Source organism: Longitalea luteola, assembly GCF_017356035.1.
In the GTDB taxonomy this organism is placed as follows: Bacteria; Bacteroidota; Bacteroidia; order Chitinophagales; family Chitinophagaceae; genus Niastella; species Niastella luteola.
The window spans coordinates 457,260-480,131 of record NZ_JAFIQX010000003.1; the positions used below are offsets into that span (position 1 = coordinate 457,260).

At 46.0% G+C, this 22,872-nt stretch carries 23 protein-coding genes and 2 tRNA genes; 11 read left to right on the forward strand and 14 right to left on the reverse strand.

Annotation, left to right across the window (positions count from 1 at the left end):
- The first annotated feature begins 194 nt into the window (after positions 1-194).
- The gene (locus tag JUB15_RS10410; RefSeq protein ID WP_207512402.1) at positions 195-650 is read left to right on the forward strand and encodes a PepSY-like domain-containing protein; all 456 of its coding nucleotides are present in this window, start codon (positions 195-197) and stop codon (positions 648-650) included.
- Positions 651-835: 185 nt separating this feature from the next.
- The gene (locus JUB15_RS10415) at positions 836-2,857 is read left to right on the forward strand and encodes a M1 family metallopeptidase (RefSeq protein ID WP_207512403.1); all 2,022 of its coding nucleotides are present in this window, start codon (positions 836-838) and stop codon (positions 2,855-2,857) included.
- 334 nt (positions 2,858-3,191) lie between these two features.
- Here the strand turns inward: JUB15_RS10415 and JUB15_RS10420 are convergent, their stop codons facing one another.
- The 3 genes from JUB15_RS10420 to JUB15_RS10430 form a co-directional block, all read right to left on the reverse strand.
- Positions 3,192-3,836, reverse strand: coding sequence for a response regulator (locus tag JUB15_RS10420; protein ID WP_207512404.1), 645 nt, complete (start codon positions 3,834-3,836; stop codon positions 3,192-3,194).
- 261 nt (positions 3,837-4,097) lie between these two features.
- Positions 4,098-4,748, reverse strand: a complete 651-nt coding sequence (rsmG, locus tag JUB15_RS10425; RefSeq protein WP_207512405.1) for a 16S rRNA (guanine(527)-N(7))-methyltransferase RsmG — start codon at positions 4,746-4,748, stop codon at positions 4,098-4,100.
- Positions 4,718-5,857 carry a glycosyltransferase gene (locus JUB15_RS10430; RefSeq protein ID WP_207512406.1) on the reverse strand — a complete coding sequence of 380 codons (1,140 nt, stop codon included), beginning with the start codon at positions 5,855-5,857 and terminating at the stop codon, positions 4,718-4,720. Before JUB15_RS10430 ends, rsmG begins: the two co-directional genes overlap by 31 nt.
- Before the next feature lie 376 nt (positions 5,858-6,233).
- Here JUB15_RS10430 and tgt point away from each other — a divergent pair, with 376 nt between their 5' ends.
- Positions 6,234-7,373: a tRNA guanosine(34) transglycosylase Tgt gene (gene tgt / locus JUB15_RS10435; protein ID WP_207512407.1), complete on the forward strand. Its 1,140-nt coding sequence runs from the start codon at positions 6,234-6,236 to the stop codon at positions 7,371-7,373.
- Positions 7,374-7,465: 92 nt separating this feature from the next.
- Here tgt and JUB15_RS10440 read toward each other — a convergent pair whose 3' ends face one another.
- Entirely contained in the window at positions 7,466-8,251 is a 786-nt protein-coding gene (locus JUB15_RS10440) for a carboxylesterase family protein (protein WP_207512408.1), read from the reverse strand.
- 277 nt (positions 8,252-8,528) lie between these two features.
- On the opposite strand from JUB15_RS10440, the gene JUB15_RS10445 reads away from it, so the two are divergent.
- Positions 8,529-9,629 carry an LptF/LptG family permease gene (locus tag JUB15_RS10445; RefSeq protein WP_207512409.1) on the forward strand — a complete coding sequence of 367 codons (1,101 nt, stop codon included), beginning with the start codon at positions 8,529-8,531 and terminating at the stop codon, positions 9,627-9,629.
- 157 nt (positions 9,630-9,786) lie between these two features.
- The gene (locus JUB15_RS10450) at positions 9,787-11,112 is read left to right on the forward strand and encodes a citrate (Si)-synthase, eukaryotic (RefSeq protein WP_207512410.1); all 1,326 of its coding nucleotides are present in this window, start codon (positions 9,787-9,789) and stop codon (positions 11,110-11,112) included.
- A gap of 264 nt (positions 11,113-11,376) precedes the next feature.
- Here the strand turns inward: JUB15_RS10450 and JUB15_RS10455 are convergent, their stop codons facing one another.
- The 4 genes from JUB15_RS10455 to JUB15_RS10470 all read right to left on the reverse strand — a co-directional run bounded on the left by JUB15_RS10455 (position 11,377) and on the right by JUB15_RS10470 (position 14,565).
- Entirely contained in the window at positions 11,377-12,057 is a 681-nt protein-coding gene (locus JUB15_RS10455) for a hypothetical protein (protein ID WP_207512411.1), read from the reverse strand.
- Between the two features lie 33 nt (positions 12,058-12,090).
- Positions 12,091-12,615 carry a hypothetical protein gene (locus JUB15_RS10460; protein WP_207512412.1) on the reverse strand — a complete coding sequence of 175 codons (525 nt, stop codon included), beginning with the start codon at positions 12,613-12,615 and terminating at the stop codon, positions 12,091-12,093.
- Between the two features lie 188 nt (positions 12,616-12,803).
- Positions 12,804-13,565: a LytR/AlgR family response regulator transcription factor gene (locus tag JUB15_RS10465; protein WP_207512413.1), complete on the reverse strand. Its 762-nt coding sequence runs from the start codon at positions 13,563-13,565 to the stop codon at positions 12,804-12,806.
- On the reverse strand, positions 13,546-14,565 hold the full coding sequence (locus JUB15_RS10470; protein ID WP_207512414.1) for a sensor histidine kinase: 1,020 nt from the start codon (positions 14,563-14,565) through the stop codon (positions 13,546-13,548). The genes JUB15_RS10465 and JUB15_RS10470 overlap by 20 nt, the downstream gene beginning before the upstream one ends.
- Positions 14,566-14,744: 179 nt before the next feature.
- Here JUB15_RS10470 and JUB15_RS10475 point away from each other — a divergent pair, with 179 nt between their 5' ends.
- The 6 genes from JUB15_RS10475 to JUB15_RS10495 all read left to right on the forward strand — a co-directional run bounded on the left by JUB15_RS10475 (position 14,745) and on the right by JUB15_RS10495 (position 17,541).
- Complete coding sequence (locus tag JUB15_RS10475; RefSeq protein ID WP_207512415.1) at positions 14,745-15,512, forward strand: DUF1223 domain-containing protein; 768 nt, start codon at positions 14,745-14,747, stop codon at positions 15,510-15,512.
- A 271-nt stretch (positions 15,513-15,783) separates the two neighbouring features.
- The gene (locus JUB15_RS10480) at positions 15,784-16,218 is read left to right on the forward strand and encodes an organic hydroperoxide resistance protein (RefSeq protein WP_207512416.1); all 435 of its coding nucleotides are present in this window, start codon (positions 15,784-15,786) and stop codon (positions 16,216-16,218) included.
- Positions 16,219-16,377: 159 nt separating this feature from the next.
- On the forward strand, positions 16,378-16,803 hold the full coding sequence (locus tag JUB15_RS10485) for a DUF6157 family protein (RefSeq protein WP_207512417.1): 426 nt from the start codon (positions 16,378-16,380) through the stop codon (positions 16,801-16,803).
- Between the two features lie 10 nt (positions 16,804-16,813).
- Positions 16,814-16,939 (forward strand): hypothetical protein, encoded by a 126-nt coding sequence (locus tag JUB15_RS28600; protein ID WP_255539621.1) that lies wholly within the window; start codon positions 16,814-16,816, stop codon positions 16,937-16,939.
- Positions 16,923-17,117: a putative quinol monooxygenase gene (locus tag JUB15_RS10490; protein ID WP_207512418.1), complete on the forward strand. Its 195-nt coding sequence runs from the start codon at positions 16,923-16,925 to the stop codon at positions 17,115-17,117. The genes JUB15_RS28600 and JUB15_RS10490 overlap by 17 nt, the downstream gene beginning before the upstream one ends.
- Positions 17,118-17,157: 40 nt before the next feature.
- Positions 17,158-17,541 carry a DUF7674 family protein gene (locus JUB15_RS10495; RefSeq protein WP_207512419.1) on the forward strand — a complete coding sequence of 128 codons (384 nt, stop codon included), beginning with the start codon at positions 17,158-17,160 and terminating at the stop codon, positions 17,539-17,541.
- Between the two features lie 105 nt (positions 17,542-17,646).
- On the opposite strand, the gene JUB15_RS10500 is transcribed toward JUB15_RS10495, so the two are convergent.
- From JUB15_RS10500 to JUB15_RS10525, 6 genes are all read right to left on the reverse strand, one after another.
- Positions 17,647-18,069, reverse strand: coding sequence for an ester cyclase (locus JUB15_RS10500; protein ID WP_207512420.1), 423 nt, complete (start codon positions 18,067-18,069; stop codon positions 17,647-17,649).
- A gap of 480 nt (positions 18,070-18,549) precedes the next feature.
- Positions 18,550-18,626 (reverse strand) — tRNA-Tyr (locus tag JUB15_RS10505).
- 157 nt (positions 18,627-18,783) lie between these two features.
- A tRNA-Ala gene (locus JUB15_RS10510) sits at positions 18,784-18,857 on the reverse strand.
- Positions 18,858-18,920: 63 nt separating this feature from the next.
- The gene (locus JUB15_RS10515) at positions 18,921-19,586 is read right to left on the reverse strand and encodes an alpha/beta hydrolase family protein (protein ID WP_207512421.1); all 666 of its coding nucleotides are present in this window, start codon (positions 19,584-19,586) and stop codon (positions 18,921-18,923) included.
- Positions 19,587-19,715: 129 nt separating this feature from the next.
- Positions 19,716-21,119 carry an aminopeptidase P family protein gene (locus JUB15_RS10520; RefSeq protein ID WP_207512422.1) on the reverse strand — a complete coding sequence of 468 codons (1,404 nt, stop codon included), beginning with the start codon at positions 21,117-21,119 and terminating at the stop codon, positions 19,716-19,718.
- A gap of 100 nt (positions 21,120-21,219) precedes the next feature.
- Complete coding sequence (locus JUB15_RS10525) at positions 21,220-22,500, reverse strand: T9SS type A sorting domain-containing protein (protein ID WP_207512423.1); 1,281 nt, start codon at positions 22,498-22,500, stop codon at positions 21,220-21,222.
- Between the last annotated feature and the right edge of the window lie 372 nt (positions 22,501-22,872).

Genomic DNA, 22,872 nt, shown 5'->3' on the forward strand with positions numbered 1-22,872 from the left:
AATTAACAGGTACTTTAAAATTGTTTCGGTTTTCCGAAGCAAAACCCCGAAACCGGTATCCTGTAACCGGTAACTTTTTCACGATTCCCGCCTTTATTAACATATTACCACATTAGCCAATTACCAATTTTATGTTTTTCTTTTCACGTCACGGTTTGAAATTTGCAAGGTATTAATCAATAAATACTATTAGTATGAAAAAAACTATGTATTACTGTCTGATGCTTTTTTTTGCGCTCACCTTATACAGTACCGTTGATGCACAGGTGCGTAAGGTTCCGGCGGAAGTAACCGAAGCTTTCAGACGTAAATACCCCATGGCCACTAACCTCGAATGGCGTGACCGCTTAAGCGGCTTTACCGCTTCTTTCGACCTGGATAATGTACATTACGAAGCAAAGTTTACCAATAAAGGCGATTGGCAGAATACCGAGAACAAGATCCCGGAAAGTGAACTGAGCCCTGCCATTAAAGACGGTTTTCAGAAAAGTAAATATGCCGAAGAGTGGACCATTAAAGAAGCCTACAAGATAGCATTACGCGAAGCCAGGACGCAATATCGCCTCGAAATCCAGAAGAATGATATTCAGAAAAAGCATCTGTATTTCGACAGCACCGGCCGCCTTTTAAGAGACAATATAAAATTATAGCCAGGGCCATTGACGGCATAATCAATAACTCCACCATATATCATGATCCCTTCGGCTTAACCGGAGGGATCTTTCTTTTACGGCACTTAGAACTTACAACTTAAAACTTTGAACTTTAAACTTTGAACTTATAAGATTTGCCTACCTTCCGCACCAGAAAATTATTTTAATATAAAACTTCAGGAATGATGCGAAAAAGGTTTTATACTCTTTGCACCTGTACCCTTTTGGCCGTGGCGGCATGGGGTCAGCCCGACAGGTGGCAACAGCGGGTGAAATACACAATGGATATTGCCATGAACGTGACCACCAACCGGTTTACCGGTAAACAGCGTTTGGAGTACACCAATAACTCACCCGATACCCTCAAGAAAGTATTCTATCATTTGTACTGGAACGCTTTTCAGCCAAACAGCATGATGGATAACCGGAGCAGGGCGCTGGGGCAGAAAAAGATCAATAACAGGCCCGACTGGGATGGCCGGGTGCGCGATCGCATTTTGCATCTGAAAGAGGATGAGATCGGTTATCAAAAGATCCTTTCGTTGAAAATGAACGGGGTGGCGCAGAAATTCAAGATGCAGGAAACGATCCTTGAAGTGCCGCTTAGCCAACCGATTCTGCCCAAAGCAAAAGTGGTGTTTGACATGGATTTCGAAGCGCAGGTGCCCTTGCAGATCCGCCGCAGTGGCCGGGATAATCCGCAAACCGGCGTACGTTATTCCATGAGCCAGTGGTATCCCAAAATGTGCGAATACGATTATGAAGGCTGGCATCCTACGCCCTACGTAGCCCGTGAGTTCTATGGCGTTTGGGGCGATTATGAAGTGAACATTACCATCGACAGGAACTATATGATCGGGGGCACCGGTTATTTGCAAAATGCCAACCAGGTAGGTTTCGGTTACGAAGCTCCCGGGGTAAAAGTAGCCAAACCCGCCGGAGCAACACTTACCTGGCGGTTTGTAGCTCCCAATGTGCATGATTTTATGTGGGCAGCCGATCCGGATTATGCGCATTTGACGCGTACCATTGCCGGCGGGCCGGTAGTGCATGTTATTTATAACAATGATGCCGAGCATTTGCGCAGGGTGTTCGCTGCCATGACTGATGACAACAAAAAGAAATATGGTACGGCCGAGAACTATATTAAAGATTTTCAGGAGCAATGGAAACGCGTGGCCGATATGGCGGTGATCGTATTGCCATACATTGAAAAGAAATTCGGTGCTTATCCCTACAAGCAATATACGTTTATTCATGGCGGCGATGGGGGTATGGAATATCCAATGAGCACCCTGCTGGTAGGACCCAGTGTGAGCACTGCCATTCACGAATGGATGCACAGCTGGTACCAGATGATGCTGGGCACCAATGAATCGCAATATGCGTGGATGGATGAAGGTTTTACGAGCTATGCATCAACGCTTGTGACCAACTATTACCAAACCGTTTCAGGCACTATAGCGGAACAGAGTGCCGTAGGCACTGGTCCGCGCAAAAAAGTGCTGGTCGATTCGCTGGCCACCAGCAGGTCTTACGTGGGGGCTGCTAACCCGCATGAAGATGCTTATGATAGTTATTTTGGACTGGTAGCCAGCCGGCTGGAAGAACCGTTGACCACACATGCCGATCATTTTGAGACCAACCTGGCCTACAGTATTGCATCGTACTCGAAAGGAGAAGTGTTCATGGAGCAGCTGGGGTATATTGTAGGCGCGCCGGTACGGGATAAGATCCTGCTTAATTATTACAATCAATGGCGGTATAAACATCCCAATGTAAATGATTTCATCCGTGTTGCTGAAAAGACCAGCGATATCAAGCTCGACTGGTACCGCGAATATTTCGTGAATACCACCAAGACCATCGATTACGGTATTGATAGTTTGTGGGAAGAAGCTGGTAAAACAAAGATCAGGCTAAGGCGACTGGGTAATATGCCCATGCCCATGGATGTATTGATCACCTTTAAGGACGGCAGCAAGCTGATGGCTTATGTGCCCATGTATTTGATGTTTGGAGAAAAGCCGGTTGAAGATGCTGCCATCCCACGCAATGTTTATGAGCCCTGGAAATGGACGCATCCGCAGTATACGTTTGAGATCGACCGCAGGCTGATCGACCTGAAAATAATAGAGATCGATCCTTCCATGCGACTCGCAGATATAGACAGAAAGAATAACAAACTTGATATACCCTGGTAGGAGAACAATGTGATAATGTGATAATTCAATAATGTGATAATTCGATAATGTGATAATGGAAACATTCCAGTTATAGCATCAAAAGGTATTTCATTATCACATTATCACATTTGCTAATTATCACATTGCATTTTAGGTATAACCAATCTAACAAAAAAAGCCATTCAAATTAATGAATGGCTTTCCCTTACTAATAAGGTTATCGATAACAGAGCACAGGGAAGGTAAAATGGCATGTAAGTATTTGATGTGACAACCAGGTGCAAAGCTAGGATCGCATTATAATTAAAACAATACTACAAACTGGGTAATTTTGCTGCACACAGTTGCTCTATTACCGTCCGAAGAATTTGTTAATAGCCTCAACCCGGTTATTGACATGCAGTTTTTCGTATATGTGATATACGTGTTTGCGAACGGTTTCCTGGCTGATAAACAAACTGGCTGCTATTTCTTTATATAACATGCCTTTAGCCAGTAATTCCAGGATCTCTTTTTCACGGTTCGACAGAACGCTGAGTGAGTTTTCAGCGGCTTCGGCGCCTGCTGCTTTGGTTTGAAAAGCGGCAACTACCTTACGGGCGATCTGGCTGCTCATAGGCGCACCGCCTTCCTGTAATTCCCTGATCGCTTCGAGTAATTTATGGGGGGCTGTTTTCTTAAGAATGTATCCACTGGCGCCGGCGCTCAGGGCTTCAAAGATCTTTTCATCATCTTCGTATACGGTACACATCATAAAAAGGATATCGGCATATTCTGCTTTCAGCTGCCGCACCACGTCTATCCCGCTTTCGCCTTCGCCGAGGTTAATGTCCATCAGCACAATATTCGGCTTCAGCTCAGGGATCTTCACCAGCGCTTCTTCTGCCGTGGCACAACTTCCCAACAACCGGTATCCTTCCGACATAGTCACGATCTGTTCCAGGGCAGACCGAATATCTTTCGTATCATCTACGATACATACAGTAATATCCATCATGGTACAAAGTTCCTTTTTTTGCTGAAACGTAAAATACCACTAATAGGTAGTTTTGAATATGTCTCCGGTTGCCGGTTTCCGGTTACCGGGTGCTTATCAAGTGGCAGTTACAGGGTACAAGTTTCAGGTTACAGGGATTCAATATCAAGCTCATGCCTGCTTGCAGGCAGCTTTAAATGAAAGTCGGCAACCTGGTAACTGGTAACCTGCAACCTGTAACTTGCAACCTGCAACGGTTAATTAGTTTACAAGTTTCACGTATCAGGAAGAAATGTATAACAAATACTTTTCTTTAAAGTACTCTTCGCCAAAGATCTCAAACACCTCCATAACCCTCGGCCTGCAACCGCTTTCGGCGATCTCGGTGTTCAGGTCGCCGCCTTTGAGGCAAATGAGCCCTGGTTTTTGATTGGTGCTGTTGGCATCCGGTTTCTTTAACAATGGCTTCGACCATTTCCAGAGATCTTTCAGGGGAGCTACCGCTCTTGATACAACAAAGTCGAACTTTTTGTCTTTAACGTCTTCTATGCGGCTATGGGCAGTGGTTACGTTTTTCAGCTCCAGTGCTTCGGCTACGGCGTTCACCACTTTGATCTTTTTGCCGATGCTGTCGACCAGGTGGAATTTAACGTTGGGGTAAAAAATGGCCAATGGTATGCCGGGGAAACCGCCACCGGTACCCAGGTCAACAATGGTTGAACCGGCTGCAAACTCAAATGCAGCGGCAATGGCCAAGGAATGCAGGACATGCTTTTCGTAAAGACTTTCCATGTCTTTACGGGAAATAACGTTGATCTTGCTGTTCCAGTCGTTATACAGCTCGTCAAGGGCACTGAACTGTTGTAGCTGAACAGGGCTGAAATCACTGAAATACTTGGTGATCAGTTCCAGTTTTTGTTGGGCTTTCTCCATATTGAAGGAGCAAAGATGAAATAATGTATGAACATCCAGATATCTAAAATCCACCACCAGTAAAAAAGATCTTTTTCATTCATCTTTTTCATGGCATTGTAATATACCACTGCCTGCCAGATGAATCGGAGGCCGAATACGCCCAGTGTCAACCGCCAGTCGAAAAAGAACAGGCACAACACAAAAAGGGGATACAGCAAAAAGTGGGAAGTGGAATATAATCCTAACAGGAACTTATGAACGGGTTTATAGAATTTGCCGGTGCTGTAATGGCGGTTCTTCTGGCGGATCCAGTCGCTGAACCGGCGTTTGGGTTCCGATAAGGTGAACGCATCAGGATCGAGCACCACATTTACATTGTGTTTGTTGGCTACCTGGTTAATGAACAGATCATCATCACCGCTGGCCACGTGGTTCAGCGAAGAAAAACCTTTGGTACGGAAGAAGAGTTCCCGTTTGTAGGAGAGATTTCTTCCCACACCCATATACGGTAGTCCGGCCAACGCAAAGGACATGTATTGCAGGGCTGAATGAAAAGTCTCGAAGCGGATGAGTTTGTTCAGGATGCCGGGCTTTTTATTGTAAGCGCCGTATCCCAGCACGATCTCCACGCCATCGTCATAGCCATCCTGCATTTTTTGTAGCCAGAACTCCGATGCAGGAACACAGTCTGCATCGGTGAGTAATAATATTTCGTGTTTTGCTTCTTTAATGCCAATGGAGAGCGGGTATTTCTTTCCCGGAATACCCAATGCTTCCTGCTCCAGGTTGATGGCCTGCAGGTTCTTAAAGGTCTTTTTAAACTCATCGAGCAGGTACCGTGTTTCATCCTGGCTGTTGTGGTTTACCACGATCAATTCATGGGTGGTAGGATAGGTTTGAACCAACACGCCGGGTAAATATCTGGTGAGATTATTGGCTTCATCCCGGGCGCAAACAATGATACTCACGGGATGTGTTTGCGATTTGGCTTTAGCGGCGGGTTTGAAGAAAGCCACGCGCCGGAAAAAAACAATGTAGTAAATTAACTGGATAAGCGTTACCAGGCAAAATAATGAAAACAGGATCCAAGGCCACCAAGTAATGAAAAACGTTGATATCTCGCCCATAAGAGAAATTAATTTAGGCACGGTCCGTGAAGGTTTTGCACGAAAATAGGATAAACTAATGAGTTTTTAATCCCAAGTTGTTCAGGTTTGAGAGCGTAGAATGTTGAATAATCAATGTTGCGTACACCGTGTGTTGATTGTTGAAAATATTGAGCTGTTACAGGTTTCATGATACAGGTTGCAGGGGAAGAATTCAAAACTCGAAAGCAAGCAGTTGCCGGTACCGGTTGCCCGGCTTTTACTTCGCAAGCCGCAAACTAATTTGAAGCAACCTGTAACCTGAACCTTGTAACCTGCAACTTCATGCTTAATAACTTGAAGCTGGCAATTAAGAACAGGTAACTTAGAACTATCTTTGCGCCCAATTTCAACAAACATGGCCGCTTTACAATTCACTTTACAACATACCGATGACCAGTCAAAAGCCCGGGCAGGACATATTGTCACCGATCATGGTGAAATACCCACGCCAATCTTTATGCCTGTAGGAACGGTTGGCAGTGTAAAGGCGGTTTCTCAGCAGCAGCTGAAAGAAGAGATCAATGCGCAGATCATCCTGGGCAATACCTACCATCTGTACCTGCGGCCCGGTACCGATGTGCTGCAAAAAGCGGGTGGTTTGCACCGCTTCAAAGGGTGGGACCGGCCCATTCTCACCGATAGCGGTGGTTACCAGGTGTTCTCCCTGGCCGGCACCCGCAAGATCACAGACGATGGCGTATTATTTCAATCACATATTGACGGTTCACGCCATTTGTTTACGCCTGAGTCGGTCATGGATATTCAACGGAGCATTGGGGCCGATATCATCATGGCATTTGACGAATGTCCACCCTATCCCAGCGATTATAAATATGCCGAGAAGTCGATGCACCTGACCCATCGGTGGCTCGACCGTTGTTTCAAACGCTTCAACGAGACGCCCGACAAATACGGCTATACCCAAAACCTGTTTCCCATTGTACAGGGCAGTACTTATACAGATCTGCGTAAGGCCTCCTGCGAATACATAGCTTCCAAAGATGCTACCGGTAACGCTATTGGCGGCTTAAGTGTAGGGGAACCCGATAACATGTTGTACGAGCTTTGTGGTTTATGCTGCGACAACCTGCCAGTGCATAAGCCGCGCTACCTGATGGGCGTGGGTACGCCCTGGAACATCCTGGAATGTATTGCGCTTGGTGTAGATATGTTCGACTGCGTGATGCCTACCCGCAATGGCCGTAATGCCATGCTGTTCACTTCGCAAGGGGTTATAAATATCGATAATAAGAAATGGGAGCACGATTTTTCACCCATCGATGATGGGATCGACTGCCACATCAGCAATCACTATAACAAAGCCTATCTGCGGCATCTGGTGAAATCTAAGGAAATACTGGGACTTACGATTGCCAGTGTGCATAACCTCGCTTTTTATCTGTGGCTCGTGCGCGAAGCCCGGCGACGGATCTTACAGGGCGATTTTCTTTCCTGGAAGAATGAAATGGTAACGAGGCTACAAACACGTCTGTAAGGGTTTATGGTTTATGGTTTGTGGTTCTTTAATTCTGCAGCGTCACTTTCCGTAGATCAACAAACCACAAACAACAAACAACAAACTTGTTATTATCTTTTTTGCTTAAACAGCCAGGGTAAAAGTTCTGGTTCCCGGAACGCATTGTTCCAGCTATCATGACCTACGCCGGGGTATTCAGTATATTTTGCTTTGGCGCCTGCCGCTTTCAGCGAATTGTACATAAGCCGAGAATTACCCACGGGTACTGCCTGGTCGTTATCGCCATGAAATAGCCAGATCGGAAACTTCTTTGCATATACCGTCACCTTCTGTGGATCGCCGCCGCCGCAGATGGGGATGGCCGCCGCAAAGAATCCCGGCTTCCGCCATAAAAGCTCAAACGTGCCCATGCCGCCCATGGACAATCCGGCCAGGTAGATCTTTTTCGTTTTTACCAGTCTGCTGGCCACCAGTGAATCGAGCAGGCGGCTTACCAGGTCAAGGCTTTTGCCAATGGGCTGGTCGGAAGGAAAGGTAAAAGCGCCGAGTGAATCTTTTTTATCGGGCTCTCTTCTAATGCGCGACCAGAAATCGTTCTGAGGGCATTGGGGAAAGATGACAATGGCAGGGAATTTTTGGCGATTGGCGGAGTCGGCAAACAGGCTGCCGCCATGTTTTAATTGCGCTTCGTTATTGCTGCCCCGTTCGCCGGAGCCATGGAGGAATACGATCAGCGGGTATTTTTTACTGGCTTTGTAATCGATAGGGTACAATACACGATACCGCAACGTATCGTTACCACTGATAAACTCTTTTTTTTCATACGCGTCATTCAACTGTGCCGATAGGTTTTGCATGGCAATAAGCCAGAATAAGGTAGCCAGGTATTTATGCATATTAGTACTTAGTTTACAGAATCGTTTCAATGGAGCGATTCAGGGTACAAGTTACAGGTTTCGCGGAATAGTTACCAGTTTCCGGTTTCCGGGGCTTTTGCTTTGAAAGCCGAACAGGTTTACGGCTGCCAGCGCATATTAGCCTGCAACCAGTGCCTGGTAACCGGTAACCGGCAGCCATTACTTTTTCTTAAAGTTGTATTAGAACTCGTTAATCTCACCCAACTGCCCGAATTTTCTGCTACATTTGCCCCGCCGTACAGTGCGTTTTTACCGAATGATAAAAAAAATCGACTGGTACATATTAAAAAAGTTCATTTCTACTACTGTGTTCATGGTATTGATCTTTTCGGTAATTGCCGTGGCGATCGATACCAGTGAAAAGGCCGACGATTTCGTAAAATCAGGCTTGTCAACATCCCAGATCATTACCAAATATTATTTCGGCTTTGTTCCGTTCATCATCTCCATGATCTTTCCGCTGATGGTTTTCATCGCGGTCATTTTCTTCACCTCGAAAATGGCAGGTAAAAGTGAGCTGGTGGCCATTCTGGCCGGTGGGGTTCGGTTCAACCGCATGCTGCGCCCATATTTTTTAGGCGCACTATTGCTGGGCGGCATTTTCTGGATAGCTACCCAGTATTTTATTCCCAAAGCCCAGTTGCTGCGTGGTAACTTCCAGGCAACGTATATCGACAGCAAAAGCTCATATGAACAGGGCGAAATGGCCAAACGTACCCGTAATTACTATTTTCGCATAGATGCCAATACGTTTGCCGGCATGCGGAATTACGATACAACTACAAAGTCGGCCAACGATTTTTATATGAACCGGCTGAACGGAACCAAATTAACCTATAACCTGCGGGCCGATTACCTGCGCTGGGATACTGCTAAAAAGACCTGGAAATTGCAGAATGCAACGGAACGCAGGATCCTGGGGGTGAAGGAAGTTTCGAAAGTGATCCCGGAAATGAGTTTGAACCTTAACCTGAAGCCGAATGAGATCAAGTTTGACAAATACCTGAAAGATAAAATGACTACCCCGGAGTTGAACCGCTATATCAAGGGGGAGGAGGCACGGGGTGCAGAAGGTTTGAACGATTATAAAGTAGAAAGATACCGGAGAGACGCTACACCTACATCAGTTTTCATTCTCACCATGATCGGAGCTGTAGTAGCCTCGCGCAAGACCCGTGGCGGCAGTGGCCTTCACCTGGCAGTTGGAATTATTACAGCAGCTTTCTTTGTAGTGATGGACAAGTTCTCCCTTACCTTTTCAACAAAAGGGAATTTTCCGCCGCTGCTGGCTGCCTGGACACCGAATATTATTTTTTCTATTGTTGCTATCTGGTTGTATCGTATTGCACCAAAATAAAGCACGCATAAGGAAAATATTAATATAGGCTAACGATTGTTGTTTATTTCTATATAAGTCATTGCTGAATTAATTTTACTGTTTTGGGTGGGTTTGTTATAACTTTAGCAAACTTTTTCCCTCATTATTACATATTTACAAATAATTATACAGCATCATGGGAATTCTAAAGGATAGGTTTAAGGTAAAGGCAGAGGCCTCTTCAGCCGAGTTAAAAGATCTGTTAAAGCAACATGGTAATAAAAAGATCGGCGAGGTTCAGCTGTCTCAGATCTACCAGGGCATGCGCGGAATAACCGGCCTGGTTTCGGAAACTTCATTACTCGATGCAAAAGAAGGTATTCGTTTTCGCGGGTATTCAATCCCCGAACTGCAGGAAAAACTGCCAAAGATCCCTGGTGGTACCGAACCTTTACCTGAAGGACTTTTCTACCTGATGTTAATTGGCGAGCTGCCCGATGATGAAGCGGTGGCCTATATCACTTCAAGCTGGCAGCGCCGTTCTCATGTTCCCAATCACGTATTTGCCGCCATTGACGCATTGCCGGTTACCGCTCACCCCATGACCATGTTCGTGACAGGGATCATGGCCCTGCAAACCGAAAGCAATTTTGCCCGCCGCTATGCCGAGGGAATGAATAAGAAAGATTACTGGGAGGCTGTATTTGACGATTCAATGGACCTGCTGGCCCGCCTGCCCCGTGTAGCTGCTTATATCTATCGCCGTAAATATCGCAACAATCAACATATTCAGCCTAATGGCCTGCTCGACTGGGCTGGTAACCTGGCGCACATGCTCGGTTATGAAGATGAAAGCTTCAAAGAACTGATGCGTTTATACATGACCATTCACGCCGACCATGAAGGCGGTAACGTGTCGGCCCATACGACGCACCTGGTAGGTTCAGCCCTGAGCGATCCTTACCTGAGCCTGGCTGCAGGTATGAACGGACTGGCTGGTCCTTTACACGGCCTGGCAAACCAGGAAGTGGTGAAATGGATCATGGAAATGCAAAAAGAGTTGAAAACGGAAGTTCCTACCAAAAAACAAATTGAGACCTACGTTCGCAAAACATTGAGCGAAGGAAAGGTAGTGCCTGGTTACGGACACGCCGTACTGCGTAAAACCGACCCCCGCTTCACTGCGCAGATGGATTTTGCAAAACGTCATTTTCCTGAGGATCCGCTGGTGCAAATTGTATGGAACGTGTATGATGTAGTTCCACCGATCCTGGAATCACTGGGCAAGGTTAAGAACCCCTGGCCTAACGTAGATGCGCACAGCGGTGCACTGCTGGTTCATTACGGAATGGTTGAGTATGAGTTCTACACCGTGCTGTTTGGGGTAAGCCGCGCGCTGGGTGTACTGGCCAGCCTTATTTGGGACAGGGCATTGGGTTTTGCCATCGAGCGTCCGAAGTCGGTAACAACCGAACTGGTAAAAAGCTGGCTGCAGGGAAAAGACGAGATCTGGGGCGAGTAGGATCTTTTTACAGATCTTTTTATATAACAGGCCCTTCTGCCAATTGGTGGAAGGGTTTTTTTAATGTGATAATGTGATGATTTGATGATGTGATGATGTGATGATGTGATGAAATACACAGCAGCGCGAAATGCAGTATGCGGAAAATTGTGAAGTTGAGGCGGCGCAAAGGATTGGTGATAAGACTCAAATGTCGCGAGCCATTGACCCATTCACCAGTTGAGTGTTCTGCGTTGCGTTTTGCGTTCAGCGTTCAGCGTTTACTTACAGCTTTACTTTTTTGCTCGTAAGCCTGGCCAGGTGAATGTATTTTTCGGGCAGTTCTTCTTTATCAGCAAAGATGGTATCTATCTTGTCTTTCGACAGATCGAGCAGGGTAAAATAATCTTTCTCAACAGTTGTCGTGTCGTTGGCGTCATCAACGCTATTGTCGTGTCCCCGGGTAACATCGATGAATGCCTGTAACCGGTTACTGGTATCGCGGAAGAGCCAGCTGTTCCTGATCATCCAGTCGCCGGCATCGCCCCATTTTTCACCCAGTTCAATATAGGAACCAAGGCTGTCGTTCCGTCTGTCGTAAATGAATAATTTGATCGAAGAAGGCTCATACTCTGAAGGGGTTCTGGTGAGCAGTGCCAGCCGGTTTTGATCTATGGCGAATTTATAAATGGCAAAAAAACCTGGTTCGTTGAAATGTTGTTTTGCCATTTCCTGCGGAAAGAACAAAGCGTTTACACTATCAATTGCCCGGCCCTGATACACATCGTTTGCGCTATCGGGCGAATAGACCCATAAAGTGTCAATGGCGATATTTGGATACAATTCAAAAAGGCTGTTGTATTTGCTATTGAGGGGCTGCTGCCGTTTTACTCCTGATTTAACAGGCTTGGGTTGCTCGCAGCTGGTCAGGCCGGCGAGGCAGACCAGGTAAAATAGCTTTTTCATTGGGAGTTCGGGGTTAATTGTTTGTAGCAAAGCCTAACAGCCACCTTCGCCGCGCACTTTATAGGTAACTTTTAGTTTCTTGCCGGTTATCTGTAAGATGCCTGAGTATTCATAGAGCTGGTCAACCATTTTTACCTCTTTTTTGCGCAGCACCACTTTATAGCCTACGGCATAATACACTTCAACAGAATTGGTGGCATTTATTTGCTTTGATTCGCGGAGGCTTTTTTTAAGTTGTACATCTTTTCCTTTGATGCGAATGATGGCCATTTCGCCCATATCGGATAGGAAGATATATTTTTCGTCGGAAAGTTTAACGGTGTCGTAGGTAAAGAATTCACCACAGCCATCAATAGAGCCGGGAATGGATTGAATGAAATCCAGTTTCGACTTGGGAGCAGCCTTGGCGGCTGTAGTCGTTTTGGCTTTGTCTTTATTAGCCGTTTTGGTTTTTGTTGTACTGGTCTTTTGTTTGGTTTCTTTAGCTTTTTCCTTTTCGTCAGGCGTACAATTTATCAAAAAGGGTAATACCAGTAGCACCACAACAAATCTTTTCATTATCATATTCGGGGTTAGGATACCGTAATTTTATTGACTGAAACCGATGTTCGAAATCGCCTGTAAGATAGTAATTGCCCGATGAAATCCATAATGTACCGCCGAACTTTGTCATTAGAGTTATATTAGATTCGAAAAGCCTTGAAAGGGTGTGGTTATGATGTCTAAAAAGGGGGCAAAAAAGGTTTCTACCGGTCGCCCAGCCATTGTAAAAACGCGGAGGTCTTTTCTTTTCCGATCAACAATTCATCCGGCGTGGGCAGCACCAGCTTTACAAATAATTTACGGGCAGAATAATGCTCTACTTCCTTGATAGCACTGAAGTTCACCAGGTACTGCCGGTTCAACCGGTAAAACTGGCGGGGCGGGAGCTGCTCCTGCACCTGTTCCATTGACTGGGTGAGCGGGTAGGACTGTCCCTGAAAAGTCATAATGGTAGTGGTTTCATACCTGATATAAATAAACGCGATGTGCTCGGTTTGTACGGTAAGGTATTTATTTTCTTTAAAGACCAGGAAACTGGTTTTCCATTTTGGCGGGCCTGCCTTTTCAAATAAGCTGTTGAGATCAGGCAAGCTGTTTTGCTGGAAAAAGTTTTTAAAATTGTCTACTTTATCAAGAGCTTTTTCTACCTCCTCTTTCGAGAATGGTTTCAGGATATAATCTATACCGTTAGCCTTGATGGCATCCATGGCGTATTCGCCAAATGCGGTGCAAAATACCACGGGACAGTTGAGTTTGACGGAAGCGAATATTTCAAAGCACAATCCATCCGACAGTTGAATGTCCATAAACACCAGGTCGGGGTGTTCATTGGCTGTAAAATAATTTACCGCGCTTTCAATACTTTGTAAGCTGGCCAGCACCTTTGCCTCGGGTCGTACTGCTGCGATCATATTGCCGAGCGATTTGGCCGCTTTTATTTCATCTTCAACGATGACGATTCTCATATGCAACAGGTAATTTTATAGTAAAGGTAGATGGAGCAGGTTCAACTATGACCTTTTTGTCTAACAGGTGCAAGTACCGCTGGTGAATATTTTCGAGTCCCACGCCTATGGAGGATTCCTTTGTTCTTTTCAGCTGGATCTGATTTTCAACAATGATAAACTCGCCTTGCGAATACAACCTGATGTGCAGCGGTTTGTCGAGCGATACGATATTATGCTTGATGCAATTTTCGATCAGCAGCTGCAGGGTGAAAGGTGGCATATAAGAAGAATGGTGCGCCTTGCCGATATCGATCGAAATATTAAGCCCATCTTCAAACCGCGCTTTTAACAGGAAAATGTAAGCATCCAGGATATTCAGTTCTTCTGAAACCGGGATCAGGTCCAGCTTGCGGCTTTCCAGGGTAAAGCGGTAAAAGTCAGACAGCTTCAGAATAAAATCAACCGAATGTTCGTCCTTATTCTCCACCATATATTTCAGCGAATTCAAACTATTGAACAGGAAATGCGGGTTTACCTGTTGCTTTAACAATTCATATTGAGCCGCCAGGTTATCCATCCGGGTGCGCTCCAGTTCAATGCTTACTTTTTGATGCAGGTAATTCTGGTACAGAAAGTGAATGAACATGTAAAACATTACATTCACGAGCACCCCGCGGATCTCAAACATTAACATGGCAGGGCCGAAATCGATCGTTGAGATCAGTAACTGCTGCAACAAGGCCAGTAAGAACATTACGCCAATCCCCATCAACAGGCTAATGAGCAGCCGTTTAACTGAAAAGCCTTTGGCAATATCGCGGTAGCTGTATTTCGGCAGGGTAAGAATGTTAAAATACCATACAAACAGGGCAAACGCAGCCGTAACGCCCGAATTAACCAGTGTTTCATACAGGTTAAAATGCCGCTCTGCAAATTTGGGAACAGCCATCAGCAGGCCGAGCGCCAGTGAGCTCAGCCAGATTATCTTACCGGATATAGTGAAGTTTTCGTTCTTCATTCGATGGGTCAAAAGTAGAATTAAATGGTTGATTATTGAACCGCTCAATTGCCCATTTCAGGTGCCAATTTGCCTACTATACGGCTTTCCCCCTTTTCATGTGAATGGTTTGCTTTCAATTTGCATCATCAATTACGCATCAGCAATTGATCTCAATAAAAAATAAAATCGATAATACGATGGTAACATACAAAAAAACAAAAGCAGGTATCCTGTCCGCTTTTATGGGGCTTGTTTTAATAAGCAGTTGTAATCAGGCTTCAGGGGAATATATGAAAGAGGCGCCAGGCGATAGCACAGGCTTTGCGCTGGTAGAGCTTTTTACGTCGGAAGGTTGTTCCAGTTGTCCGCCAGCAGACAAACTGCTCGAAAAGTTACAGCAGGAAAATGCCGGCCAACCGGTATATGTGATCGCTTTTCATGTTGACTATTGGGATCACCAGGGCTGGAAGGACAGGTTCAGTAACCGCAGTTATACCGATCGTCAGCGCCGGTATGCCGATTGGCTGCGCGTGCAATCAATTTATACGCCGCAGGTAGTAGTGAACGGAACGAGTGAATATGTTGGTTCAGACGAACGAAGGATTGTAAAAGCCGTGACTGCAGCGGTAAGCAAGGGGACAGATAATAGACTCTCACTGATCAGCCAGCTGAACGATAACCAGCTAAAAGTGAATTACGAACTGACCGGTCAAACAGGAAATAAAACGTTATTCCTGGCTTTGGTACAAAAGAAGGCAAATTCCCAGGTAATGGCTGGCGAAAATGAAGGTCGTGCCTTAACGCATGTGCAGATCGTACGGCAATTGATCGCGGTAGAATTAAAAGCAGTTGGCCAAACCATTATCAGCCTGCCTGCTGATTATAATAAGGAAGGTTGGGAACTGATCGGCTTTGTACAGCATAAAGGTAATGGACGAATCACTGCTGCTGCACGGGCTAACTAACAGTTATGTACACGGAAAGTGTTTCGGCGCACCTGTGACCAATGCAGCGTGGAAGACCAAACCAAGCTATGGCATTGTAGCAACAGAAGATAAAGCCCTCTATCCTGGCTATTGAACGCAATATATATGAACGCGCCGGTGCAAAGGTGCCCGAAATAAAAGACAGTCCTGTTTATTCCTATCGAAAGCGAATGCGGTGGCTGACGTGATCATCGAAGCCGCGGCCGGGCAATAAATAAAAAAAAATTACATAACGTAAAAGTAAACACCAATGAACACTTTAGCATTTACAGGCAACAAGGTCGACAAAGTATTATATACCGGTAAAACATATACCACAGGCGGCCGTGATGGCGCTTCACAAAGTGCTGATGGCAATTTACAGGTGAGGCTGTCGACACCCGGTTTAGGCACCGGAACAAATCCAGAACAATTGTTTGCAGCCGGCTGGTCGGCCTGTTTCCTTGGCGCCCTGGGCATTGCCGCCGCCAAAAAGAGAATCAAATTGTCGCCCGATACGGCGATCGATGCAGAAGTAGATCTGGGCACAACGGGTGGCGGCTACTTTTTACAGGCAAGGTTGAATGTAAGTTTGCCGGGATTGGATACTGAAACCGCAAAAGAACTGGTGGAAGAAGCGCATCAAACCTGTCCGTATTCAAAAGCTACGCGCGGTAACATCAATGTGCAGATCAATTTAGTATAGGCGAACCGGAAGCAGGGATCATAAGGGCTCATAAGACTTGTCTTATGGGCTTTCCTGTTGTTGAGCATAAAGATAATGACAGGCAGGGCGTCACAGCATCTGCCTGTTGTACATTTGCGCTATAGTTCGTTACTTGTGGATTGTTTTAAGATTGAGAACATGGCAGATAAAAAAATACATACAACCAATTACTTCGACACATTCATTGAAGTTGCAGAAGACACAAAAGCGAATAGAGGCACGATACCGCCTTCAAAAGGCGACAAAAAGACCGTTGCTGAAATGCAGTATGAATTGATCGCAAAAAATCCATACCGGTTCACTTCCGACGACGTATTATTCCAGGTATATGCGCACCGGAATGAGCTGACAAAAGAAGAGCAAAAGAAAGCAAGGGAGGAGTTTTTCTCAAAAGGGCAACCATGTTTAAGAGCATCACCATTGACCAAAACCTATGGTTTTGGTGTGCATTGCGACAGCAATGGTAAAGTGGCGTTGTATGGAGTTGAGACGGACAGATATCAGCATTTTCTGTCAGATCGTACGATCAAGAAAGTAAAAGCAATGCGAACATCAAAAAAATAAACCAGCGGATATGTATTTACTTCACGGAAAATTGACAGCGAAAGCAGGGCACGCAGACGAACTGGCGAACATCTTACTGGAAGCGTCGGCCCTTGTTGCAACGGTAAAAGGGGTGCAAAGTGTATGCAATTGGTAAAGATCCAAAAGATGGCAACGCTGTATATGTAACAGAGATTTGGGACAGTAAGGAAGATCATGATAATTCACTAAAACTCGAAGCAGTAAGAGCGCTGATCATGAAAGCCATGCCCATCATAGATGGTCCGCCGCAAAAAGGACAGGAGCTTGAGATACTGGGCGGTGCAGGCGTATAGCAGGCCGGGACCCTATTAGGATGTTACTAATATTTTCAAGATGAGTACCTGGAGAAAAAAAGCTATTGAGTGTGCGCCGGAATTAAGAACGGCATTTCAAGCGGCCAACCTGACGCCATATACTGTTTTTATGGAACTTCTGCCTGTTGCCAGGCAGGCTCATATAGACAACGACAGCGAAAGGCTGGAGAGAATTTATTCGTTTGCAGCATGGTGTCTTAAACAGAAAGACAAAGAACTGTGGAATGCTGCTGGCGTTGGTTTTTATGAGCATTTGGTTGATACGGAGGAAACATTTCAACAATTGACAAATTGGGTTACCAAAGAAATATATGTAGAGGTCAGGGAACTGCTGTATCAGCGAGCAGATGATGAACAAATAAAACGGCTTGATGAATACTATGGGTTTAAAGCGGGAAAATGAAAAATGAAGCGAATGGCGCAGCAACAAATGACAAAGAGATCGCTACCATGGCAGGTGCTTCCCCACAGTTTATCAGTGCAGTTTTATCTTTATTTTATGCTGTTCTCAACCGGCGGCCTCTTCTTTCTCAGGGCTGGTAAGCACTTGTCCCAGTTGCTGGTACATGTTCAGGAAATCAAAATGGTTCCAGGCTTCTGCAATTTTTCCGTTTTCTATCCTCACCAGGGCAAGCCCGGAAAAGTTTACGCGCCTGCCGGTTTCAGCATGTATTGCTGAAACTTCAACATGAGCGCATTCCATATCGTCCTGCGAGATCACATCCAGCACGTCGATTTTAATTTCCTGAAACTGCCCTTTGAAGTTGTGGTAAAAAACTTTGAATCCTTCAATTCCTTTCGGGCCATCTTCTGAATTTATTCCATGAGCATAACAGTCAGGGTCAAGCAATTCGTCAATTGTTTCTTCCTGATTTTGATTCCATACTTCCTGGAACCAGCGGAAGCAGACTGATCTTGTTACATCACGCATAGCTGTAGATTTATGATTGTAGAAATTATGGTTGTTTGGGCAGCGGGATGGCGGAGAGCACGAAGCAGAATAAAGGTTAAAATTCAGTCTTGAATATTACGTAGATTTTGAGAAATGAAACAGGGTGTTTTTCACGTATTTTCGATATATAAGTATTATGGCAACAAGCAAGCTGTAAACAGTATTTCCAGCGGTGGTAATTATGTATGTCCTTAAGTAAAGTAGCGTAGGATACAACTCCATTAAAGTGCTTACCGATTGGTTGACTATGGCAGGAAGATGATAGGATAGTGGTAGGATAATGGTAAGGTAATGCATTCCCTACAATTCCTGTACGTCTTGTCTCAAGTCTCGTACTGAAAGGACGCTCGCCGCCAACTGCGCTAACCCCAACAAAAAAGGCCCGCATTGCTGCAGACCTTTGAAAGTATCTTTTGTTGTTGAAAGTACCGCCTTTGCAAAAGCTTTGGCGGTCGAATGTGGAGAATATCGGAGTCGAACCGACGACCTTCCCGACATTACATGTCGGGACGCTCGCCGCCAACTGCGCTAACTCCAACGAGTCGAACCGACGACCTTCCCGACATTACATGTCGGGACGCTCGCCGCCAACTGCGCTAACCCCAACAAAAAAGGCCCGCATTGCTGCAGACCTTTGAAAGTATCTTTTGTTGTTGAAAGTACCGCCTTTGCAAAATCTTTGGCGGTCGAATGTGGAGAATATCGGAGTCGAACCGACGACCTCTTGCATGCCATGCAAGCGCTCTAGCCAACTGAGCTAATTCCCCATTTATTTTTGAGTTTGCAAATATAGAGCTATCTGGCATTTTCACCAAATAAAACCCAATTTCCTACTTTGCCTTCTTATTTATTTTCTCCACCCATTCTCCCGTGGCCTTTACCAGTAAACTCATGGTATCCTGTTTGCCGGCCTTAAAACTGTGATCGGCGCCTTCCAGTTTTACCAGTTTGGCCTTTTTCAGTCCCCCACACACTTCTTCAATCAGGTCCCATTGTGCCAGCGTGTCCTTCGTGCCCTGTAAAAAAAGCATCGGTACTTTCACTGCCTTTAGATGTTCGGCCCGCTCTATGGATGGTTTGCCGGCTGCATGTAAGGGAAAACCATAAAAAACAATGCCGTTAACCGGTGCTTCCGGGTGGTCGCTCAAATACTGCGAGCTCATGCGGCCGCCAAATGATTTACCGCTGGCAAATAAAGGAAGTTCCGGTTGCAGTTCCTGCGCTTTCTTAATAGCTGCTTCAATAGTTTGATGAGCCACGGCAGGCGTATCGGGCCTCCCTTTTTTGTTTTCTGCAAAAGGGAAATTGAATCGCAGCGTGCCGATACCGATCGCTGCCAGAGAAGCTGACAGGTTCACCATAAAGGAATGGTCCATACCTGCACCGGCTCCGTGTGCCAGGGTAAACAGGCAGGTTGCATTGGTTGGCAGATTGTATTCCGCTGATACTTTACCTATAGTAGATGACACCGGTATGCTGATGCGTTTACTGCTCATAATGGCTGATTGAAGATGCTAAGGTAATTTATAAATGGCACTGGTGTATTCAGGGATGAAGAGCGCCGGCCGGTTAAGTTCCTTATCAATGGCCGGCGTTCTGCATCATGAAATGTTTCACGCTTTTAGCTAAATGCCATTGCGCAGGGCTTCTATTTCGTTCAGGGACTTTGGCAGTGATTTCCCTAACTTTTTGCTTCCGGTATCAGTAATAACATAATTGTCTTCTATGCGTATACCGCCGAAATCGCGGTAGCTGTTCAGCAGCCCATAATTGATAAAAGCGCTGTGCTTCTGCTCTGCCTTCCACCGGTCAATGAGTTCGGGAATAATATAAATGCCGGGCTCAACGGTAAGCGTAAATCCCGCCTTTAACGTCTTGCCCAGGCGCAGCGACTTCCAGCCAAATTCGGTGCTTTTTTTCAACTGGTCGTCATAACCTACGAGGGGTTCTCCCAGGTCTTCCATATCATGCACATCGAGACCGATCATATGGCCCAGGCCGCATTGAAAGAACATGGTATGGGCACCCGCTTCTACTGCTTCGGCCGCATTGCCTTTCATCAGTCCAACGGCTGTCAGTCCTTCCGCCAGTTTAATACAGGCCTGGGTATGCACTTCCTTATATTGAATACCGGGGCGAAGCAGGCTTACGGCATGGTCAAGGGCATGCAGCACTATGTTGTATAGATCCCGCTGGCGGCTGGTGAATTGTTTACCAACGGGGAAGGTGCGGGTAAGGTCGCCGGCATAATGCATGGTGGTTTCTGCGCCGGCATCAACCAGTACCATATCTCCTTCCTGCATGGTGTTACCATGGTAATGATTGTGCAGGGTTTGTCCGTTTATGGTGAGAATAACCGGGTAGGAAAGCCGTCCGTAATTGGCCAGGGCTATGGCTTCTACCGTGGCTGCCAGTTCATATTCTTTCATGCCGGGCCTGGCCTGTTGAATGGCCGCCAGGTGCATGTCGGCGCTGATGGATACTGCTCTGTCCATTTCGGCTATTTCCCGCTCTTCTTTGATTTCACGTTGCGCTATAACCGAACGGATAAGGGTTTCTGAAACAAAGGTCTGCAATTGCGGAATGGACGTGTTCAGCCAGCTGGCCAGTTTTATTTTGTTTTCCGGCCGGTAGGGCGGAAGAATATGGATGGGGCGTTTGGCCTCGCGGGCAGCTGCCAGGAGGCTGGCCAGTTTGGCCAGGTTATCACTGGCAGTTATACCTACCGATTCGGCCAGTTCCTGAACCAGCGGTTGGGGACCCGTCCAGATGATGTCATCGATACTGGCATTCTCGCCAAACAGAATTTCCCTGTTTTCATCCAGGTCGAAGATGACGGCCAGGCCGGGCTGGTCAATACCGACATAGTATAAAAAGGTGCTGTCCTGCCTGAACGGGTAACAGTTGTCTTTATAATTCATGCTGCTGTCTTCATTGCCCAGCAACAACACGATGCCATTGGTAAGTTTTGATTGTAACTGCCGGCGGCGTTGTACGTACACCTGGCGTTCGAAAAGAGGTTGATGCATGTAGTTTTGGGCCGAATTTACGAAGATGCCACTTCAAAAATAAAAAAGCCATCCTGTAGAAACAGGACGGCGTTATTGATCGTACCCTTAAAAACTATCTTTAATGTCTTGATTTTACTATGGTATGTGTGCTGATCTCCCTGCCCTTAACTACTTTGATATAATAAGTGCCCGGGGGTACGTCCCTCATGGAGATCACAGCACCTGTAGTTATATTGAATCTCTTGATAACGCTGCCAACTGTATTCAATAACTGGCCGGTAACAGTTTCGTTTTGCCAGTTCTGCGGAATTGATATACGTAGCTCGTTTAGTACAGGGTTGGGATAGGCTGCGATCTTTGCTGTTTCGTTTCCGTTTCCCAACCGAACGCTCCTTACTTCAGAGTAGGTAAACTTCCCATCTTTATCTACCATCTTCAGGCGGTAGTAGATCACTGCCGCTGCTGCATTCTTAATGGGATCTTTATATGAATAGTTATTGATTGCCGCAGGATTTTCTGCTGAGAACATCAGGGCCACCTGGTCAAATTGCTTGTTATCGTAACTTCTTTCAATGGTATAGTGGCTCAGATTCGCTTCCTTGCTGGTGCTCCAGGCCAGCCATACTTTTTCATTGGCCAGCTGCGCCGTAAAGCTGAGCAGTTGTACGGGTAGGATTATCGGCTCCAACTCAGCGCCTCTCATATTCAGGCTGAACAGGTCGTTACCTCTCCAACCGGGCTGGTTTTGATAATAACCCACGCGCATGATAACGGATGCAGGTGCTGGAGAACTAACCCTGAACATTTGCGTAGAATCGGTTTCATCGATGCCCGCTCCACCGGTGGGGGTGTTACTGGTGGCATTGCCCCATATCATATCGCCTTCCCTGGTAACGGACACTTTAGGGGTGCTGCTGCAGTATTCCCATACAGGGTTATCAACGGTAATGGCGTTAAACTCCGTCATTTGGTTGCTGCCGTCGAGCCCCATGAACACGCTGCTGAAATTATACACGGGCGAAGGCACGGTTGAGGCAACGTTTACAAAGGTGATCGTTAACACCGCATAATGCCAACCTTCGCCGCCCAAAGACTGCAATTGCGGCTGAAGAGCTGTAGTAGAAGCGCCCGAGGGTGTAGCGTCAATGTCATACAACGTAACGCCTATCAAACTATCCACTTTAACCAGGGCGTCTATCAATCCACCACCTGTTACCGCTTTAAACCGGTATACACATCCTGGCTGGTTCGCTGTTCCTGACTCAAGGACCGGTGCATTGAAATTCAGGCTTTGTGCTTCCGCAACAGCATTATAAATAATAACGACAATAATTAATGTCAATCTTTTAATTACAGGGGATCCAATGCCGGATACCAATTCAGGGTACAAATGTTTCATACTTGTGGTTGTAAGGGTGATTCAATGACCACAGGTATTGGAAGTAAATTGACTTCTCAGGGGGAGATTGGAGTTGGTATAGGAAGAATCAGGCCGTAAAATGGATTACGTAAAATTTACCTGGCGGAATGTGTTATGCGGCTGGTCGGCCTGTCAGTAGGAGATTGGGTACGGTTAGTTGATTTATTTTCTTAATACAAATATTAAGACGATTTTTTACATATGCAAGCCTGCAGTTATATTTTCAGGGAATATTGATCCTGGATAAGAATATGCTAAACGCAAAACGCAAAACGCGGAACGCAAAACGCAGAACGCAAAACGCTGAACGCACCTCCAGCCGGCCTTAGTTCGCAATGGCACAGCAGGGAG

Bases quoted from the DNA above. Each gene is read 5' to 3' on its own strand.
- JUB15_RS10520 (WP_207512422.1), bottom strand. From the start codon at position 21,119: ATGCATCAACCTCTTTTCGAACGCCAGGTGTACGTACAACGCCGCCGG.
- rsmG (WP_207512405.1), bottom strand. From the start codon at position 4,748: ATGGAGAAAGCCCAACAAAAACTGGAACTGATCACCAAGTATTTCAGT.
- JUB15_RS10525 (WP_207512423.1), bottom strand. From the start codon at position 22,500: ATGAAACATTTGTACCCTGAATTGGTATCCGGCATTGGATCCCCTGTA.
- JUB15_RS10485 (WP_207512417.1), top strand. From the start codon at position 16,378: ATGGCAGATAAAAAAATACATACAACCAATTACTTCGACACATTCATT.
- JUB15_RS10430 (WP_207512406.1), bottom strand. From the start codon at position 5,857: ATGGGCGAGATATCAACGTTTTTCATTACTTGGTGGCCTTGGATCCTG.
- JUB15_RS10415 (WP_207512403.1), top strand. From the start codon at position 836: ATGATGCGAAAAAGGTTTTATACTCTTTGCACCTGTACCCTTTTGGCC.
- JUB15_RS10455 (WP_207512411.1), bottom strand. From the start codon at position 12,057: ATGAAAAAGCTATTTTACCTGGTCTGCCTCGCCGGCCTGACCAGCTGC.
- JUB15_RS10445 (WP_207512409.1), top strand. From the start codon at position 8,529: ATGATAAAAAAAATCGACTGGTACATATTAAAAAAGTTCATTTCTACT.
- tgt (WP_207512407.1), top strand. From the start codon at position 6,234: ATGGCCGCTTTACAATTCACTTTACAACATACCGATGACCAGTCAAAA.
- JUB15_RS10410 (WP_207512402.1), top strand. From the start codon at position 195: ATGAAAAAAACTATGTATTACTGTCTGATGCTTTTTTTTGCGCTCACC.
- JUB15_RS10480 (WP_207512416.1), top strand. From the start codon at position 15,784: ATGAACACTTTAGCATTTACAGGCAACAAGGTCGACAAAGTATTATAT.
- JUB15_RS10475 (WP_207512415.1), top strand. From the start codon at position 14,745: ATGGTAACATACAAAAAAACAAAAGCAGGTATCCTGTCCGCTTTTATG.
- JUB15_RS28600 (WP_255539621.1), top strand. From the start codon at position 16,814: ATGTATTTACTTCACGGAAAATTGACAGCGAAAGCAGGGCACGCAGAC.
- JUB15_RS10470 (WP_207512414.1), bottom strand. From the start codon at position 14,565: ATGAAGAACGAAAACTTCACTATATCCGGTAAGATAATCTGGCTGAGC.
- JUB15_RS10440 (WP_207512408.1), bottom strand. From the start codon at position 8,251: ATGCATAAATACCTGGCTACCTTATTCTGGCTTATTGCCATGCAAAAC.
- JUB15_RS10515 (WP_207512421.1), bottom strand. From the start codon at position 19,586: ATGAGCAGTAAACGCATCAGCATACCGGTGTCATCTACTATAGGTAAA.
- JUB15_RS10460 (WP_207512412.1), bottom strand. From the start codon at position 12,615: ATGAAAAGATTTGTTGTGGTGCTACTGGTATTACCCTTTTTGATAAAT.
- JUB15_RS10495 (WP_207512419.1), top strand. From the start codon at position 17,158: ATGAGTACCTGGAGAAAAAAAGCTATTGAGTGTGCGCCGGAATTAAGA.
- JUB15_RS10500 (WP_207512420.1), bottom strand. From the start codon at position 18,069: ATGCGTGATGTAACAAGATCAGTCTGCTTCCGCTGGTTCCAGGAAGTA.
- JUB15_RS10420 (WP_207512404.1), bottom strand. From the start codon at position 3,836: ATGATGGATATTACTGTATGTATCGTAGATGATACGAAAGATATTCGG.
- JUB15_RS10450 (WP_207512410.1), top strand. From the start codon at position 9,787: ATGGGAATTCTAAAGGATAGGTTTAAGGTAAAGGCAGAGGCCTCTTCA.
- JUB15_RS10465 (WP_207512413.1), bottom strand. From the start codon at position 13,565: ATGAGAATCGTCATCGTTGAAGATGAAATAAAAGCGGCCAAATCGCTC.